The organism is Streptomyces globisporus C-1027 (assembly GCF_000261345.2).
Taxonomy (GTDB): Bacteria; Actinomycetota; Actinomycetes; order Streptomycetales; family Streptomycetaceae; genus Streptomyces; species Streptomyces pakalii.
Genome location: NZ_CP013738.1, coordinates 642,922 through 658,330, shown reverse-complemented (window position 1 = coordinate 658,330; position 15,409 = coordinate 642,922). Strand labels below are relative to the sequence as shown.

Here is a 15,409-nt window from a genome sequence, read left to right as displayed (position 1 = left end):
CTCAGGCCTCCGTGCTGATGAAGACGTTCTTGGTTTCGGTGAAGGCGGCCAGCGCGTCCGGGCCGAGCTCGCGGCCCAGCCCCGACTGCTTGTAGCCGCCGAAGGGAGTCGAATAGCGCACGCTGGAGTGCGAGTTGACGGAGAGGTTGCCCACCCGCAGCCCCTGGCTGACGCGCAGCGCACGGCCCACGTCCCGGGTCCAGACGGAGCCGGCGAGCCCGTAGTCGGTGGCGTCGGCCAGCCGCACCGCGTCCGCCTCGTCCTCGAACGGCAGCACCACGGCCACCGGCCCGAAGACCTCCTCGACGGCCACGGGAGCGTCGGGCGCGACCCCGGCGAGGACGGTCGGCGGATACCAGAACCCGGGCCCCTCGGGAGCCTTGCCGAGCATCGCCCGTACGCCGTCGGCCTCCCGGCCGCCGTCGACGAGCCCCCGGACCCGGTCCCGCTGGACGGCCGAGATCAGCGGCCCCATCTGCGTCTTCTCGTCGGCCGGGTCGCCCACCACCACGGCGGACACGGCCGGGACGAGGGCGTCGAGGAAGCGGTCGTACACGGACCGCTCGACCAGGATCCGGGTCCGGGCGCAGCAGTCCTGGCCGGCGTTGTCCAGGAAGGACATCGGGGCGGAGGCCGCCGCGGCCTCCACATCGGCGTCGGCGAAGACGATGTTGGGGCTCTTGCCGCCCAGCTCCAGGGTGAGCCGCTTCACGCGCTCGGCGCAGCGGGTCATGATGTGCTTACCGGTCCGGGTGGAGCCGGTGAACACGATCTTCGCGACGCCCGGGTGCTCGACCAGCGCGCTCCCTGCCACCGGGCCCTCGCCGGGCAGCACCTGGAAGAGACCCTCGGGAAGGCCTGCCGCCAGGGCGAGTTCGGCCAGCCGCAGAGCGGTCAGCGGGGTCGTCTCGGCGGGCTTGAGGAGGACGGCGTTGCCCGCCGCGAGGGCCGGGGCGAGGCCCCAGGCGGCGATCGGCATCGGGAAGTTCCACGGGGCGATGACCCCGACGACGCCCAGTGGCTCCAGGATCGTGAAGTCGATGCCGCCGGCCACCGGGATCTGCCGGCCCAGCAGCCGTTCGGCCCCGCCCGCGCTGTAGTCGAGCAGATCGCGGACGTTGCCCGCCTCCCACCGGGCGTTCCCGATGGTGTGACCGGCCTCCCTGACCTCCAACTGGGCCAGTTCCTCGATGTGTTCGTCGACGACCAAGGCGAAGCGGCGCAGCAGCCGGGCCCGGTCGGCGGGCGCGGCGGCGGCCCAGGAGCGCTGGGCGGCCGCCGCGCGGACCACGGCGGCGTCCACATCGGCGGCGGAGGCGGCGGGGACGGTGGCGATGACCTCGGCGGTCGCCGGATTGAGGACATCCAGGGTGGGTTGTGACACGTACGGACCCCGATCAGGGAAGCGGGTGGTGGTCAGTTGCGTTCGAGGGATCAGAGGCGTTCGAAGGAGCGGCGCAGCTCCCAGTCGGTCACCGCGGAGTCGTACGCGGCCAGTTCGACCCGGGCCATGTTCAGGTAGTGCGCGACGACCTCCTCGCCGAACGCCTCCTTGGCGATCGGGCTGGTCTCCCACAGTTCGGCGGCCTCGCGCAGGGTCGTCGGCACCTGGTCGTAGTCGGCGGTGTAGGCGTTGCCCGTACAGGCCTCGGGCAGCTCCAGCCGGTGCTCGACCCCGTACAGTCCGGCGGCGACCAGTCCGGCGACGGCCAGATGCGGGTTGACGTCGCCGCCGGGGAGCCGGTTCTCGAAGCGCATCGAGCGCCCGTGGCCGACGACCCGCAGGGCGCAGGTGCGGTTGTCGACGCCCCAGGCGACCGCGGTGGGGGCGAAGGAGCCGGGCTGGAAGCGTTTGTAGGAGTTGATGTTGGGGGCGTAGAGGAGGGAGAAGTCCCGCAGGGCGGCGAGCTGCCCGGCCAGGAAGTGGCGCATCACCTCGGACATGCCGTCCGGTCCTTCGCCCGCCATCACGTTCTCGCCGTCCGCGTCGGTCAGCGAGAGGTGGATGTGGCAGGAGTTGCCCTCGCGCTCGTCGTACTTGGCCATGAAGGTCAGCGAGACGCCCTCCTGGGCCGCGATCTCCTTGGCGCCCGTCTTGTAGACGGCGTGCTGGTCGCAGGTGGTGAGCGCCTCGTCGTAGCGGAAGACGATCTCGTGCTGGCCGGGATTGCACTCGCCCTTGGCGGACTCGACGGTCAGCCCCGCCCGCTGCATCTCGTTGCGGATCCGGCGCAGCAGCGGCTCGATGCGGCCGGTGCCGAGGATCGAGTAGTCGATGTTGTACTGGTTGGCCGGGGTCAGCCCGCGGTAGTCGCGGTCCCAGGCCTCCTCGTAACTGTCCCGGAAGACGATGAACTCCAGCTCCGTGCCGACCTGGGCCGTCCAGCCGCGCTCCGCCAGCCGGTCGAGCTGGCGGCGCAGGATCTGCCGGGGGGCGGCCACCACCGGACTGCCGTCGTGCCAGGCGAGATCGGCGATCAGCAGGGCGGTCCCCTCGTGCCACGGGACGGGCCGCAGGGTGGCGGGGTCGGGAACCATGCCGAAGTCGCCGTAGCCGTGCTCCCACGAGGACATCGCGTAGCCGTCGACCGTCTGCATCTCGGTGTCCACGGCCAGGAGGTAGTTGCAGCCCTCGGTGCCGTGCTCCAGCACCTCGTCGAGGAAGAACCCGGCCGCGAACCGCTTGCCCTGAAGGCGGCCCTGCATGTCCGGGAAGGCCAGCACCACGGTGTCTATCGACCCGTCCGCGACGCGTGAGCGGAGCTCGTCGACGCCGAGCGGGGGTGTGCGGTCTGCCACGGGATGCCTCCTTGGGTGAACCGGGAGGCATAAGGTATGACAGAGAACCATTGCTTGGGAAGGGGATCCGTCAGTGGCCACGAGCGGAAGAGCGGACGACACCCGTCCGGGGGTACCGGGAGAGGCGGACGGGATGGCGGGCGGCACGGGCGATCCCACGCCCGGCCCGCTGGACTCCGTGCTGCGCCCGGTCCGCGCGGGCAACGGCTTCGAGGAGGCCCTGGAACAGGTCCTCCAGCTCCTGCGCCTCGGCCTCGTACCACCGGGCGAACGCCTGCCCTCCGAGCGCGAGTTGTCCCAGCACCTGCGGATCAGCAGGGTGACACTGCGCGAGGTCCTCAAGGTCCTCCAGGACCAGAACATGGTCGAGAGCCGCCGCGGCCGCTACGGAGGAACGTTCGTCCTGCCGCGCACCGCCGCCCCCGACGGCAGCGGCGAACTGCGCCGCCGTATCGCCGCCGTCGACGTCGAGGACACCCTGCGCTTCCGCGAGGTACTGGAGGCCGGAGCTGCGGGCCTGTGCGCCGAGGGGCTCACGGCCGACGGCGAGGACCGGCTGCGCGGAGCGCTCGACGCCACCCAGGGCGCCCGGCTGGAGGACTACCGCCGCCAGGACACCCTGCTCCACCTCACCCTCGCCGAACTCTCCGGCTCCCGCACACTCGCCGCCCAGTACGCCGCCGTCCGGGCCACCCTCAACGAACTGCTCGACGGCATCCCGCTGCTGGTGCGCAACCTGGAGCACTCCCAGCAGCAGCACGCGGCCGTCGTCGATGCGGTCCTCGACCGGGACCCGGACGCGGCGCGCGAGATGATGCGCGAACACTGCGGCGGCACGGCGGCCCTGCTGCGCGGCTTCCTCGCCTGAGTCCGGGGCGATGACGCCCGGGCCGACGGCACCCGGCGAGGCGAATCCGTAACCACTCTTTAACGCACGCCCCTTGCCAGGCGCCGCCCCGTTCCACAAAGGTGTGCCGACGAACCTTTGATCGAAGCAGTTCCAACGATGACGTCGACCCACATCTGGAGCGCCTCATGGCTCAGGGAACCGAAACACCCGCCGGACCACCCGGTGACGCGGGCCCGGCGAAGTCCGGCTCGGACGCGTATCTGCACCGCAGGACCCTGCGGCGCGGCAGCGCCGGCTGGCTCCTGCTGACCGGACTCGGCGTCGCCTACGTGGTCTCCGGGGACTTCTCCGGCTGGAACATCGGCCTGTCCAAGGGCGGCTTCGGCGGACTCGCCGTGGCCATGGTCCTGATGGGCGTCATGTACGCGTGTCTGGTCTTCGCGCTGGCCGAACTCTCCGCCATCCTCCCCACGGCGGGCGGCGGTTACGGCTTCGCCCGGCGGGCGCTGGGCACCTGGGGCGGCTTCCTGACGGGGACGGCCATCCTCATCGAGTACATCCTCGCCCCCGCCGCCATCTCCCTCTTCATCGGCGACTACGTCGAATCGCTCGGCCTCTTCGGCCTCACCTCCGGCTGGCCCGTCTACCTCGCCTGCTTCGCGATCTTCATCGGCATCCACCTCTGGGGCGTCGGCGAGGCGCTCCGCTTCAGCCTGGTCGTGACCGCCATCGCGGTGGCCGCGCTGCTGGTCTTCGCCGTCGGCGCGTTCACCGAGTTCGACGCGGGGCGCCTCAACGACATCCCGGCCGACGCCTCCGCCTTCGGCTCCTCCTCCTGGCTGCCGTACGGACTCCTCGGGATCTGGGCCGCCTTCCCCTTCGGCATGTGGTTCTTCCTCGGGGTGGAGGGCGTGCCGCTCGCCGCCGAGGAGGCCAAGGACCCGGTCCGCTCGATGCCCAAGGCCCTGGCGATCTCGCTGGCCGTGCTGGTCTTCCTGGCCCTCATCACCTTCGTCTCCGCCACCGGCGCCCAGGGCGCGAACGCCATCAAGGAGGCCGGGAACCCGCTCGTGGTGGCCCTCCAGGGCGACGGCGAGCCGACCGCCCTGAGCCGCTTCGTGAACTACGCGGGCCTCGCCGGACTCGTCGCCTCCTTCTTCTCCCTGATCTTCGCCGGATCCCGCCAGCTCTTCGCCCTCTCCCGGGCGGGCTACCTGCCCCGCTTCCTCTCCCTCACCAACCGCCGCAAGTCCCCCTACCTCGGCCTGCTGATCCCCGGCGTCATCGGCTTCACGCTCGCCGCCTGGAGCGGCAACGGCGGCCGGATGCTGAACGTCGCCGTCTTCGGCGCCACCATCAGTTACGCGCTCATGGCCCTCTCCCACCTGGTGCTGCGCCGCCGCGAACCGGAGCTGCCGCGCCCCTACCGCACCCCCGGCGGCGCGCTCACCTCGTCCGTCGCCTTCGTTCTGGCATGCTCGGCCCTGGTGGCGACCTTCCTGGTGGACCGCGACGCGGCGTTCATCGCGCTCGCCGTGTACGCGGTGGCGCTGGCCTACTTCGCCTTCTACAGCCGTCACCGGCTGGTCGCGGGAGCCCCGGAGGAGGAGTTCGCCGCACTGGCGGCGGCCGAGGCCGAACTCGCCCGCGACTGAGCACGCCGGAGTCCCCGGCCGCCGACGCGATCCCCCGACCGAAGGAGTACGTTCCATGCCCCGGCCCGTCATCGGCATCAGCACCTACCAGGACCCGGCCCGGTGGGGGGTGTGGGAGATGCCGGCGGTCCTGCTGCCCGCCGCCTATCCGCACCTCGTCCGGGCGGCGGGCGGGCTCGCGGTGCTGCTGCCGCCCGATGACGCCGAGGACGCGGCCCGGGACACCGTCGCCGCGCTGGACGGGCTGGTGATCGCCGGGGGAGCGGACGTCGAGCCCGCCCGCTACGGCGCGGTCGCCGACCCCCGTACCGGCCCCCCGGCCCGCGAACGCGACGCCTGGGAGCTGGCGTTGATCCGGGCCGCGATCGACCAGCAGGTCCCCCTGCTCGGCATCTGCCGGGGCATGCAACTGCTCAACGTCGCCCTCGGCGGCACGCTGATCCAGCACCTGGAGGACCACACCGGCGGCCTCGGCGTCTTCGGCAGCCACCCGGTGACCCCCGTGACCGGCACCGCGTACGCGGACGCCGTCCCCGAGACCGCCATGGTGCCCGCGTACCACCACCAGGCGGTCGACCGCCTCGGCGCCGGCCTGGTGGCCTCCGCCCACGCCCCGGACGGGACGGTGGAGGCCCTCGAACTGCCGGACCCTGCAAGCCTGGTGCTCGGGGTGCAGTGGCACCCGGAGATGGGCCAGGACACCCGGGTCATGGCCGCCCTGGTCCGGGCTGCCGGGGAGCGGGCCGCTGCGACCCCTCGAACCCCGGACCGGAGTAGTCGGGCCCCGCGAACGCCGGTGAGCTGAACCGGGAGCCGCGCCCCTCGCCCGCAACCGGCGCGGAGGCCCCCGCCTCGGCCAGCTCCTGGAGGAGGAACGGCCGGATCCCCCGGTCGCGCAACGCCACGAGCCACGCCTCACGGGCCTGGGCGAGCGCGGGAGAACCGTCGGCGGAGTGGCCGGACACGGTCACCGCGTCCACCGCCGACTGCCGCGCCGCCGTCCGGTAGAGGGCCACCACGCTGACCAGGGCCGCGAGCGCCGCGACGACCAGACTGAACCAGCCGACGCCGACGAGCGTGTCCGCCAGGGCGGGCAGGGTGTCGGCGAGCCGCAGACCGTACCCGAGCAGCAGGAACGTCGCCGCGGCCACGGCGGCGAGCACCGGTGTCAGCACCCCGAGGACCGCCAGCACCCCGGGCCCCGGCCGCTCCTGGTCGCCGGGACCGGAGAGCGGCGCCGTCCGGGCGTCCCGCCGCCCGCCCTGGGCGTGGAGCCGCAGGGCCGCGTACCTCCGGTACTCCGCGTCGGCGGCGGCCGCCGTGCGCGCCACGGCCGCCAGGCCCCGGACCCGCAGCCGGGCGCCGGGGACGCCCGAGCGCTCCAGCAGGCGTCGGATCTCCGGGGAGGCGATCACCTCGTCGAGCGCGCTCGCGTAGTCGGATCTGTCCTCGTCCCCGAGCCGGGAAGGTCTGCCCATGCTGTCCCTCGGTCGATACGTATGTCGATGTGCAGTGCGGTACGGGGGTGCGCACGTGCCGCGTGCGCACCCCCGCGAAGCTGCCGGACGGGGTCAGAGGTGCTGCGTGACCGCGGGCATGAGGTCCTGGAAGGTCCGCCCGTCCGCCGCCGCGCCGATCGCGGTCATCTGCCAGCCCGAGCCGGTCCGCTGGACCTTGGCCATGATCTGGGCGGTGTGCCGACCGCCGCCGGTCAGCGTGTACCGGGCCAGCTCCTGCCCGTTGCTCTCGTCGACCAGCCGGCAGAACGCCGCCTCGACCTCCTCGAAGGTCTGGCCGGTGAACGAGTTCACCGTGAAGACGATCTGGTCCACATGGGCCGGTACGCGGCGCAGGTCGACGACGATCGACTCGTCGTCACCGCCCTGGCCCGCACCGCCGACCCGGTTGTCCCCGGTGTGCCGGACCGAGCCGTCGTCGCTGGTCAGATGCTGGAAGAAGACCACGTCCTGCGGGGCCTGGCCCGCGAAGAGCACCGCCGAGGCGTCCAGGTCGATCTCGCGGGCGGTCAGCCGCGCCAGAAATCCCTTGCGGGGAGCGGACTTCCAGCCGAGACCCATCCGTACGACATCGAGCTCGCCGCCGCCGGACTTGGTGAGGCTGACCTGCTGCCCCTTGGTGAGGTTGATCGTCATCGTTCCGCCTTCCGTGATCGCGTCCGAGCGGTTCAGAGACTGACGCCGAAGTCGGCGACGATGCCGCTCAGCCCGGATGCGTAACCCTGCCCGACCGCACGGAACTTCCACTCGGCGCCGTGCCGGTACAGCTCGCCGAAGACCATCGCCGTCTCGGTGGAGGCGTCCTCGCTCAGGTCGTAGCGGGCGATCTCCGCGCCGCCCGCCTGGTTCACCACCCGGATGTACGCGTTGCGGACCTGGCCGAAGCTCTGGCCCCGGCTCTCGGCGTCATGGATCGAGACCGGGAACACGATCTTCGCGACGGTCGCGGGCACCGAGGCGAGGTCGACCTTGACGATCTCGTCGTCGCCCTCGCCCTCACCGGTGAGGTTGTCGCCGGTGTGCTCGACCGAACCGTCCGGGCTCTTCAGGTTGTTGTAGAAGACGAAGTGCTCGTTCGAGAGCACCTTGCCCGCCTCGTCGCAGAGCAGCGCGCTCGCGTCCAGGTCGTAGTCGGAGCCCGTGGTGGTGCGGACGTCCCAGCCGAGACCGACGAGGACCGCGGTCAGCCCCGGAGCCTCCTTGCTCAGCGAGACGTTTCCACCCTTGGCGAGGCTCACACCCATGATCTTCTCCCTTGTCGGCAGCGGTGAGGAAAATCTACAGCACTGTAGATTTTTGCGGCCAGGAGACGGGCGGGTCAGGAGACGGGCGGGTCAGGAGACGGGCGGGTCGGGAGACGGGCGGGTCGGGAGACGGGCGAGCCGGGGTGCGAGCGGTCCGCGCCGGCCGGGCGTGGGCGGTCCCGCGCCTGTCGGTGGCCGGTCGCTCCGCCGGCTGGATACGATTCCCCGATGCCCGGCGGGTCCAGTGCCACGGCCGGGCGGCCGAACGGAGAGTGCCGGGCGGCCGGACGGAGAAAGGGGCCGGGCCGTGGACGCCGAAAGAGCCGGTGGCGAACGGGAGGCGCCCGCCCGCAGGCGTGGCCAGGGCGAGCTGGAGGCCCAGGTGCTGTCGGTGCTGGGTGAGGCGAGCGAACCGGTGACCGCGGCCTGGGTGCAGGAGCGGCTCGGTGCGGGCCTCTCGTACAGCACCGTCATCACCATCCTGACCCGGCTGCACGCCAAGCAGGCCGTCACGCGCACCGGACGGGGACGTCCCGTCCTGTGGGAGCCCGTGGCGAACGAGGCGGGACTCGCCGCCCTGCGGATGCGCCGGCTCCTCGACAAGCAGAGCGACCGCGACGCGGTCCTCTCCAGCTTTGTCTCCGTCCTCTCCTCCCACGACGAGGACCTGCTGCGGTCCCTGCTCGCCGAGAGCGGCCCCGACGACACCGGCGCGCCCTCGGACCGGCCGGAGCGCTGACGATGGGGGTCTTCGTCTACCTGCCCCTCGTGCTGCCCCTGAGCGCGCTGCCGATCGCCCGCCTGGCCGAACAGCATCTGCACCCCCGCAGGGCCGCCCGTCTGCTGACCACCGTCGCCGTCATCCTCGCCTCCTGCAGCCTGCTGTGCCTCGGGCTGCTGGTGGTCGTGGGCACCGCCCAGCTGCCCGGCAACCCGCTGCCCGACGGCTGGTCCGACGACGAGGTCCGCGAGGCCGTGCCGCACGACGCGTTCGCGGGCAAGGCGTCCATCCTGGCGCTCGTCGTCGTGACCGCGGCCTGCGGATTCACCGTCCACCGCCACTTCCGCTTCCGGGTCCGGGCCCACCGGGCGCTCCGGGGGCTGGGAGGGGACGACGGCGTGGCCGTGCTGCCCGACGCCGTCCCGTACGCCTACGCGCTCCCCGGCTCCCCGGGGCGGGTGATGGTCTCCACGGCCATGCTCGCCTCCCTCGAACCGGCCGAGCGCCGGGCGCTGTTCGCCCACGAGCGGGCCCATCTGACGGGACGCCATCACCGGCTGCTGCTCGCGACCCGGCTGGCCGGTTGCGTCAACCCCCTCCTGTGGCCGCTGCTCGGTGCCCTCGTCTACAGCACGGAGCGCTGGGCGGACGAGGAGGCGGCCCGGGTCACCGGCGACCGCCGGCTGACCGCCCGTGCCGTCGGCAAGGCGGCGCTCGTCGCCCGCCCGGTGCCCGGCGGCGCGGCCTTCGCCGCGTTCGCCACCGCGGGCCCGGTGCCGCGCCGGGTGGCGGCGCTCCTGGGTCCGGTGCCGCCGGACCGGAGCTGGCCCCCGGCCCTCACCCCGGCCGGGGCCGCCGCGCTCGTCGCCGCGGCCGGGACGACCGTCTCCGCGCTGTCCGCGCTGAACGCGGCCGTCGCCCTGTTCCTCGTACTGGAGGCGGCGACCCCGCTGTAGGGGCTGTCCCCGCGCGGCGCTCGACCCGGTGTGACCGCGAGAAGTATCCGTTCTGTCACTGGATGGACCCATTGGCGTACGGTTCTCGTCACGGAAGCCACCCCCGAACCGTCCATCTACTCCGCTGTAGAGTTCATGGACCGCAGGCCCGACCATGGGCAGAACCGGAAACGCACCGGTGCGGCGGAGGGGGCCGAACCCCTCCAGACAGTGGCTGGAAACCCCCAGCCGGACAGGAGCCACGCGTTGTCTGCCAGTACGGGCCCTTCGGGGCCCGATCTTCGCCCTCCGGGGCCTGACTTCCACCGCATCCGATCCGCCGACGCGGCCACGGGCCGGGCCGGGCGCCGCTCCTACGGGGCGAGGGCCCGATGATCGCCGCGCTGCTCGGCCTCCTGGCCGTCTTCGTCCTGACCGCCGGGACCGGCTACTTCGTGGCCCAGGAGTTCGCGTACGTCTCCGCCGACCGGCTGACCCTCGCCCGGGAGGCCGCGGCCGGGGACAAGCGGGCCGCCCGCGCCGTGAAGGTGCTGGAGCGCCTCTCGTTCATGCTCTCCGGCGCCCAGCTCGGCATCACCGTCACCGGGCTCGTCGTCGGCTTCCTCGCCGAACCGTCCGTCTCCGCGCTGCTGCGCCCCGCCCTCAGCGGCACCGGCGTGCCCGACGGCGTGGTCTCCGGCATCTCCGTCGTGCTGTCCTTCGTGGTGGCGACCGTCATCCAGATGGTCCTGGGCGAACTCGCCCCCAAGAACCTGGCCCTCGCCATCCCGGAGCGGATGGCGAAGTCCCTGGGCGCCTCCACTCTGATCTATCTCCGGGTCGTCGGCCCGGTGATCCACATCTTCGACAGCGCGGCCAACCGGCTGCTGCGCCGGATCGGCATCGAACCCGTCGAGGAACTGCACCACGGCGCCACCCTGGAGGAGCTGGGCCACCTCATCGGCGAATCCCACGAGCAGGGCGAGCTGCCCGCCGCGACCGCCGAACTGATGGACCACGCCCTGGAGTTCTCCGAACGAACCCTGGCCGAGGTGATGATCCCGCGCGCCGACGTCGCCTTCGTCCGCCGGGATGCCATGGCCGCCGAGGCCGTGCAGCTGATCGCCCGCCACGGGCACTCCAACTACCCCGTGCTCGGCGACCACCCCGACGACCCCGCAGGGGTCCTGGGCGTACGGGAGCTGATGCGGCTGCCCGCCGCGGAGGTCGGCCGCACCACGGTCGGATCGCTGGCCCGCGATCCGCTCCTGCTGCCCGAGCTGCTGAAGCTGCCCGCCGCCGTGACGCAGATGCGGGAGCGCGACGACGAGTTCGCCGTGGTCCTGGACGAGCACGGCTCTCTCGCCGGGATCGTCACGTACGAGGACATCGCGGAGGAACTCGTCGGGGACATCGCCGACGAGTCCGACACCGTCGTCGAACTCGCGGTCCCCGACGGCTCCGGCTGGATCGTGGACGCGGGCCGCCGCCTCGACGAGATCGAGGAGGCCACCGGGGTCGAACTGCCGCAGGAGAGCGACGACTACGACACCCTGGCCGGACTGATCATCGACCGGCTCGGCCGCTTCCCGACGGTGGGGGACCGGCTGACCGTCTCCGGCGTCCGGATCGCCGTCCGCTCGCTCGACCGGCACGTCGCCGAGTACGTCCGCATCGAGCGTGAGGACCGCACCGCCGACGCCGATCCGACTGCCGACGGTGACCGCACCGGACAGGAGCCGCAGGCATGAGCTTCCCCCTGGCCCTCTTCGTGACCGTCCTGCTGCTCATCGGCAGCGGGTTCTTCGTCGCCGCCGAATTCGCCCTGGTCGCCGCCAAGCGCCACCGCATGGAGCAGGCCGTGGCCCGCGGGCAGCGCGGTGCCAAGGCGGCGCTCGCCGGGATGCGCGAGCTGTCGCTGATGCTCGCGGGCGCTCAGCTCGGCATCACCATCTGCACCCTGGGCCTCGGCTCCGTGTCCAAGCCCGCCATCTCCCACGAGCTGGACCCGCTGCTGGAGAAGCTCGGGCTGCCCGCCGCCCTCAGTTACGGCATCGCCTTCGCGCTGGCGATGATCGTCGTCGTCTTCCTGCACATGGTGGTCGGTGAAATGGCCCCGAAGTCCTGGGCCATCGCCCACCCGGAGCGCTCGGCGATGCTCCTGAGCCCGGCCTTCCGGGCCGTGGTCAACGCCGTACGGCCGCTGATCCGGCTGATGAACTGGATCAGCAACGGGCTGGTGCGGCTCTGCCGGGTCACCCCGCGCGACGAGCTGACCTCGGTGCACAACCGGGACCAGCTCACCCACCTCATCGAGGAGTCCGAGCGGCTCGGGCTGATCAGCAAGGGCGACTCCGGCCTGATGACCCGGTCCCTGACCGAACCGCAGGCCCCGGTCTCCGCCGTCCAGATCCCCGCCGAACGGATCGTGACCGTCCCGGCCGACGCGGGACTCGACGAGGTCCTGGCCACCGCCGCCGAGGCCGACCGCACCCGCCTGCTGGTACGGGACGGGGAGCAGGTGCTCGGATCGGTGCACGCGCGCGACGCCCTCGTCGCCCGCGCCCGGTCGCGGGCGGCCCTCGCCCGGGATCTGGCCCGCCCGGTCCCGGAGCTGGCCCCGGAGGAGACCGCCGCCCACGCCGTGGAGCAACTGCGCGAGCGGCGGGCCACCATCGCCGTCGTACGGGACGGCGAGGGCCGGCTCACCGGACTGGTCAGCCTGGACGACCTGCTCGCCAGGCTCCTGCACCCGCAGGCGCCGCCCGAGGCCGTGTCCTAGGCGACGGCCCTAGGGGGTGTCCCGCTCGGCCGTCTCCCCGCGGATGACCCGGGGGGACGGCCGGTGCGGGCCGCCGTCCGCGTCGGGCTCCTGGTCCTTGAGCGCCCGCTTTTCGCTCTGGAGGATGCGCGCGGCCTTGCCGGCGGAGCGCACCAGATCCGGCAGCCGCTTGATGCTCAGGACCACCACGATCACGAGAAGAACGAGGGTGAGTTCGCCGATCCCCAACATGGCTGCTGCTTTCTCCGGAGTGGTCTACGACGGAGGTAATCTACAGGCCTGTAGAGCATGCGTTCGTGGAATCGAGGATCGGGCCACTGACCTCAGCCACCGGGCAACAGCCGCACGGTGGCGTCCGGGAGACGGCTCCACCAGTGGCCGTAGCGCCGGTAGACCTCCGGTTCGCGGCCGGCCAGGAACCCCACCAGCGACCGGGCCTCGACGGCGAGCCCCTCCCAGACCTCCTCGGGCAGCGGATGGAACGCGGCCGCCTCGATGCCCCCGTCGACCGGCCGCCACACCCCCGCCACGTACCCGTCGACCAGCAGCGTCGGCAGCACGTCCCCGTTCGCACGGATCACGACCCTGCGGTACGCGGGCGGCAGGATCCGGCCGCGATCCGCGTACGCCAGCAGAACGCTGTCCCACATCGCCATCAGCCGGGGTGGTGCGGGTGCCGTCGCGTCCGGTCGCGGAGCACCCGGCAGATCGAACAGCTCCTCGCCCTCCGGGCCCTCCAGCCGGTCCAGCTCCCCGGCCAGTTCCGCGAGCGCCGCCCGCGCCCTGGACCGCGTGACCATCGCGAACTGCGCGACGTCCGCGGCCGACGCGGGCCCGAACCCCGAGAGGTAGCGCACGACGAGGGTCCGCAGCGAAGCGGCCGACGCCTCCGCGTCCGTGCGCGGAGGGCCGGTCCGCGGCGCGATGTACGAGGGCCGGTGGCCGAACGACCACGGCGGCGCGGTGGGCGCGTGGAGCAGCGGCGTGAACTGCCGCAGCCCCCACCAGGTCCCCGGCTCCGGCGGGGCGCCCAGCCGCTCGCCCAGCCACGCCTCGCACTCGGCGGTGGTCCGGGGCCGCTCCGCGAACTCCAGCAGCCCGGGGACGAGTTTCTCGGCGTCCTCGGCGGTCAGCCCGGACGCGGTGAAGCGGGATCCCAGCCGGGACGCGCGGATCACCGGATGCATGGCCTCCCGGAACACCGCGTGGTCCTCGGCGTGCACGGCGTGGAGCGTGAGCCGCATCAGCGTCGCCTTGACGACCGTGTGGTCCGTGAACGCGGCGTCGAGACCGGCCGGATCGAAGTCCGCGAGCCGGTTCCAGAGGGCGAGATAGGGCGAGGCGGGCTGCTGCGCCTGGAGCGCCACCACGCGCCGCACCCCCTCGGCGGCGTCCAGCGGCTCGCGCCGCAGCAGCAACTGCCGGGCGAGCGTGGAGCGGTTGAGTTCGCGAGCGGTGATGGTCATGCCGTCCTTCTCCGGTCCATTCCCGCGGTGGGCCGTCAGCGTTTCCGGCCCAGCGGCCCGCCCCGCCCCGCACCCCGCCGGCGGCTCGGACCCGGAGCCGGGACGAGGCGGAACGCGGTGTTGAGGACATGGTCGGCCACATCGCGCGAGGGCTTGTCCGTGAGGTCGGTGAGCAGCCGGGCCAGCAGGTCGAGGAGGAACGGCGAGCCCATGACGTACCGGTTGAGCACCGGCTGGAAGCCCGAGCGGCTGAAGACCAGGTCGGCCGCGGTATTGCCCAGCCGGTAGTAGCGGCCCCAGCGGCGGTTCATCTCCACCGGGTAGCCGCGCAGCACCTGTTCACGGCGGGGCCCTTGGGCGTGCGCCAGGGCGAGGGCCGCGGTCTCGGCGGCCACCTCGCCCGCCTCCATCGCCTGGGCGATGCCCTCGCCGTTCCAGGGACTGACCATCCCGCCGGAGTCGCCGACCAGCAACAGCCCCCGGGTGTACAGCGGATGGCGGTTGAAACCGAGGGGCAGGGCGGCGCTGCGTACCGGGCCCTCCGCGTTCTCCTCGCGCAGCCCCCACTCCTGCGGGGTGCGGGCCAGCCACTGGTCGAGGGTGGCGCGCAGGTCCGCCTTGCCGTGCCGCCGGTGGGGGAGCGCCCCGAGTCCGACGTTGACCCGGCCGTCTCCCATCGGGAAGATCCAGCCGTAGCCGGGGAGGTACGGGCCCCCGTCGGGGAAGCGGAGGTCGGCCCACAGCTCCAGGTACTCCTCCCGGGATCGTTCGGGACTGCGGTAGTAGCGCCGGGCGGCGGTCGCGATCTGCCGTCGCGGGTCCCGCTCCAGACCCAGCGCCAGGGCGAGGCGGGCGGACGCCCCGTCGGCGGCGATGACGACCGGCGCGCGGAAGTCGACCGGCTCCGGCACGTCCGGCGAGTCCGAGGACGCGGCGACCCCGGTGACCCGGCCCGCCCGGTCCGTCAATGGCCGCTCAGCCTTCCAGCCGCTGAACAGCCGGGCCCCCGCCGCCACTGCGTGCCGGGCCAGGATGTCGTCGAAGTCGTGCCGGCTGCGGGAGAGGCCGAAGTCCGGGTAGCGGCCCAGCGCCGGCCACTCGATGTGCACCCGGTGCTTCCCGGCCACCCAGCGCATCCCACGCGAACGCGTCCAGCCCGGTGCGGTGATGTCGACGCCCATCCGGATGAGCTGGTGCACCGCCCGCGGCGTGAGACCGTCGCCGCACACCTTCTCCCGGGGGAAGCGGGCCTTCTCCAGCAGGATCACGTCCACCCCGGCCCGCGCCAGGTGGTACGCGGCCGAGGAGCCGGCCGGGCCCGCCCCCACCACGATCACCTGGGCGTCCGTATCCGTACGGGACGCCTGCCGCGCGTCCGTGTCCGTCGTCGCCGGGTCCGTCGGCTGTTCCCGCATGACCACCCTTTCCTCCCACGGCTGT

General features: G+C 72.8%; 15 protein-coding genes. 7 read left to right on the top strand and 8 right to left on the bottom strand.

Going from position 1 to position 15,409, the window contains the following annotated elements; translation table 11 throughout:
• Position 1: 1 nt before the first annotated feature.
• Both WQO_RS02700 and WQO_RS02695 read right to left on the bottom strand, forming a co-directional pair.
• Positions 2-1,384: an aldehyde dehydrogenase family protein gene (locus WQO_RS02700; RefSeq protein WP_010062693.1), complete on the bottom strand. Its 1,383-nt coding sequence runs from the start codon at positions 1,382-1,384 to the stop codon at positions 2-4.
• A 50-nt stretch (positions 1,385-1,434) separates the two neighbouring features.
• Positions 1,435-2,799, bottom strand: coding sequence for a glutamine synthetase family protein (locus tag WQO_RS02695; protein WP_010062694.1), 1,365 nt, complete (start codon positions 2,797-2,799; stop codon positions 1,435-1,437).
• Between the two features lie 133 nt (positions 2,800-2,932).
• On the opposite strand from WQO_RS02695, the gene WQO_RS02690 reads away from it, so the two are divergent.
• The 3 genes from WQO_RS02690 (at position 2,933) to WQO_RS02680 (ending at position 6,109) form a co-directional block, all read left to right on the top strand.
• Positions 2,933-3,667: a FadR/GntR family transcriptional regulator gene (locus WQO_RS02690; RefSeq protein ID WP_010062696.1), complete on the top strand. Its 735-nt coding sequence runs from the start codon at positions 2,933-2,935 to the stop codon at positions 3,665-3,667.
• A gap of 167 nt (positions 3,668-3,834) precedes the next feature.
• Positions 3,835-5,304 (top strand): ethanolamine permease, encoded by a 1,470-nt coding sequence (gene eat, locus WQO_RS02685; RefSeq protein WP_010062697.1) that lies wholly within the window; start codon positions 3,835-3,837, stop codon positions 5,302-5,304.
• 55 nt (positions 5,305-5,359) lie between these two features.
• Positions 5,360-6,109, top strand: a complete 750-nt coding sequence (locus WQO_RS02680) for a gamma-glutamyl-gamma-aminobutyrate hydrolase family protein (RefSeq protein WP_010062698.1) — start codon at positions 5,360-5,362, stop codon at positions 6,107-6,109.
• Here WQO_RS02680 and WQO_RS02675 read toward each other — a convergent pair.
• From WQO_RS02675 to WQO_RS02665, 3 genes are all read right to left on the bottom strand, one after another.
• On the bottom strand, positions 6,012-6,782 hold the full coding sequence (locus WQO_RS02675; protein WP_010062699.1) for a hypothetical protein: 771 nt from the start codon (positions 6,780-6,782) through the stop codon (positions 6,012-6,014). The two genes, WQO_RS02680 and WQO_RS02675, sit on opposite strands and share 98 nt — an antisense overlap.
• A gap of 93 nt (positions 6,783-6,875) precedes the next feature.
• Positions 6,876-7,457 (bottom strand): TerD family protein, encoded by a 582-nt coding sequence (locus tag WQO_RS02670; RefSeq protein ID WP_010062700.1) that lies wholly within the window; start codon positions 7,455-7,457, stop codon positions 6,876-6,878.
• Between the two features lie 32 nt (positions 7,458-7,489).
• Positions 7,490-8,065: a TerD family protein gene (locus tag WQO_RS02665; protein ID WP_010062701.1), complete on the bottom strand. Its 576-nt coding sequence runs from the start codon at positions 8,063-8,065 to the stop codon at positions 7,490-7,492.
• A 307-nt stretch (positions 8,066-8,372) separates the two neighbouring features.
• Between WQO_RS02665 and WQO_RS02660 the strand changes: the two genes are divergently transcribed.
• The 4 genes from WQO_RS02660 to WQO_RS02645 all read left to right on the top strand — a co-directional run bounded on the left by WQO_RS02660 (position 8,373) and on the right by WQO_RS02645 (position 12,503).
• Positions 8,373-8,804 carry a BlaI/MecI/CopY family transcriptional regulator gene (locus tag WQO_RS02660; protein ID WP_010062702.1) on the top strand — a complete coding sequence of 144 codons (432 nt, stop codon included), beginning with the start codon at positions 8,373-8,375 and terminating at the stop codon, positions 8,802-8,804.
• A gap of 2 nt (positions 8,805-8,806) precedes the next feature.
• Positions 8,807-9,742, top strand: a complete 936-nt coding sequence (locus tag WQO_RS02655) for a M56 family metallopeptidase (RefSeq protein ID WP_010062704.1) — start codon at positions 8,807-8,809, stop codon at positions 9,740-9,742.
• A 371-nt stretch (positions 9,743-10,113) separates the two neighbouring features.
• Positions 10,114-11,472 (top strand): hemolysin family protein, encoded by a 1,359-nt coding sequence (locus WQO_RS02650; protein WP_010062705.1) that lies wholly within the window; start codon positions 10,114-10,116, stop codon positions 11,470-11,472.
• Positions 11,469-12,503 carry a hemolysin family protein gene (locus WQO_RS02645; protein ID WP_010062706.1) on the top strand — a complete coding sequence of 345 codons (1,035 nt, stop codon included), beginning with the start codon at positions 11,469-11,471 and terminating at the stop codon, positions 12,501-12,503. The genes WQO_RS02650 and WQO_RS02645 overlap by 4 nt, the downstream gene beginning before the upstream one ends.
• Positions 12,504-12,512: 9 nt before the next feature.
• Here the strand turns inward: WQO_RS02645 and WQO_RS02640 are convergent, their stop codons facing one another.
• The 3 genes from WQO_RS02640 to WQO_RS02630 form a co-directional block, all read right to left on the bottom strand.
• The gene (locus WQO_RS02640; RefSeq protein ID WP_010062707.1) at positions 12,513-12,734 is read right to left on the bottom strand and encodes a twin-arginine translocase TatA/TatE family subunit; all 222 of its coding nucleotides are present in this window, start codon (positions 12,732-12,734) and stop codon (positions 12,513-12,515) included.
• Between the two features lie 92 nt (positions 12,735-12,826).
• On the bottom strand, positions 12,827-13,969 hold the full coding sequence (locus tag WQO_RS02635; protein WP_010062708.1) for a winged helix DNA-binding domain-containing protein: 1,143 nt from the start codon (positions 13,967-13,969) through the stop codon (positions 12,827-12,829).
• A 35-nt stretch (positions 13,970-14,004) separates the two neighbouring features.
• A complete protein-coding gene (locus WQO_RS02630) occupies positions 14,005-15,384 on the bottom strand; it encodes a geranylgeranyl reductase family protein (RefSeq protein ID WP_010062709.1) in 1,380 nt (459 codons plus the stop codon).
• Positions 15,385-15,409 lie beyond the last annotated feature (25 nt).

What these genes read in the sequence shown, in the direction of transcription:
- WQO_RS02630 (WP_010062709.1), bottom strand. Translation starts at nt 15,384, where the DNA reads ATGCGGGAACAGCCGACGGACCCGGCGACGACGGACACGGACGCGCGG.
- WQO_RS02665 (WP_010062701.1), bottom strand. Translation starts at nt 8,065, where the DNA reads ATGGGTGTGAGCCTCGCCAAGGGTGGAAACGTCTCGCTGAGCAAGGAG.
- eat (WP_010062697.1), top strand. Translation starts at nt 3,835, where the DNA reads ATGGCTCAGGGAACCGAAACACCCGCCGGACCACCCGGTGACGCGGGC.
- WQO_RS02645 (WP_010062706.1), top strand. Translation starts at nt 11,469, where the DNA reads ATGAGCTTCCCCCTGGCCCTCTTCGTGACCGTCCTGCTGCTCATCGGC.
- WQO_RS02675 (WP_010062699.1), bottom strand. Translation starts at nt 6,782, where the DNA reads ATGGGCAGACCTTCCCGGCTCGGGGACGAGGACAGATCCGACTACGCG.
- WQO_RS02640 (WP_010062707.1), bottom strand. Translation starts at nt 12,734, where the DNA reads ATGTTGGGGATCGGCGAACTCACCCTCGTTCTTCTCGTGATCGTGGTG.
- WQO_RS02690 (WP_010062696.1), top strand. Translation starts at nt 2,933, where the DNA reads ATGGCGGGCGGCACGGGCGATCCCACGCCCGGCCCGCTGGACTCCGTG.
- WQO_RS02655 (WP_010062704.1), top strand. Translation starts at nt 8,807, where the DNA reads ATGGGGGTCTTCGTCTACCTGCCCCTCGTGCTGCCCCTGAGCGCGCTG.
- WQO_RS02670 (WP_010062700.1), bottom strand. Translation starts at nt 7,457, where the DNA reads ATGACGATCAACCTCACCAAGGGGCAGCAGGTCAGCCTCACCAAGTCC.
- WQO_RS02650 (WP_010062705.1), top strand. Translation starts at nt 10,114, where the DNA reads ATGATCGCCGCGCTGCTCGGCCTCCTGGCCGTCTTCGTCCTGACCGCC.
- WQO_RS02635 (WP_010062708.1), bottom strand. Translation starts at nt 13,969, where the DNA reads ATGACCATCACCGCTCGCGAACTCAACCGCTCCACGCTCGCCCGGCAG.
- WQO_RS02680 (WP_010062698.1), top strand. Translation starts at nt 5,360, where the DNA reads ATGCCCCGGCCCGTCATCGGCATCAGCACCTACCAGGACCCGGCCCGG.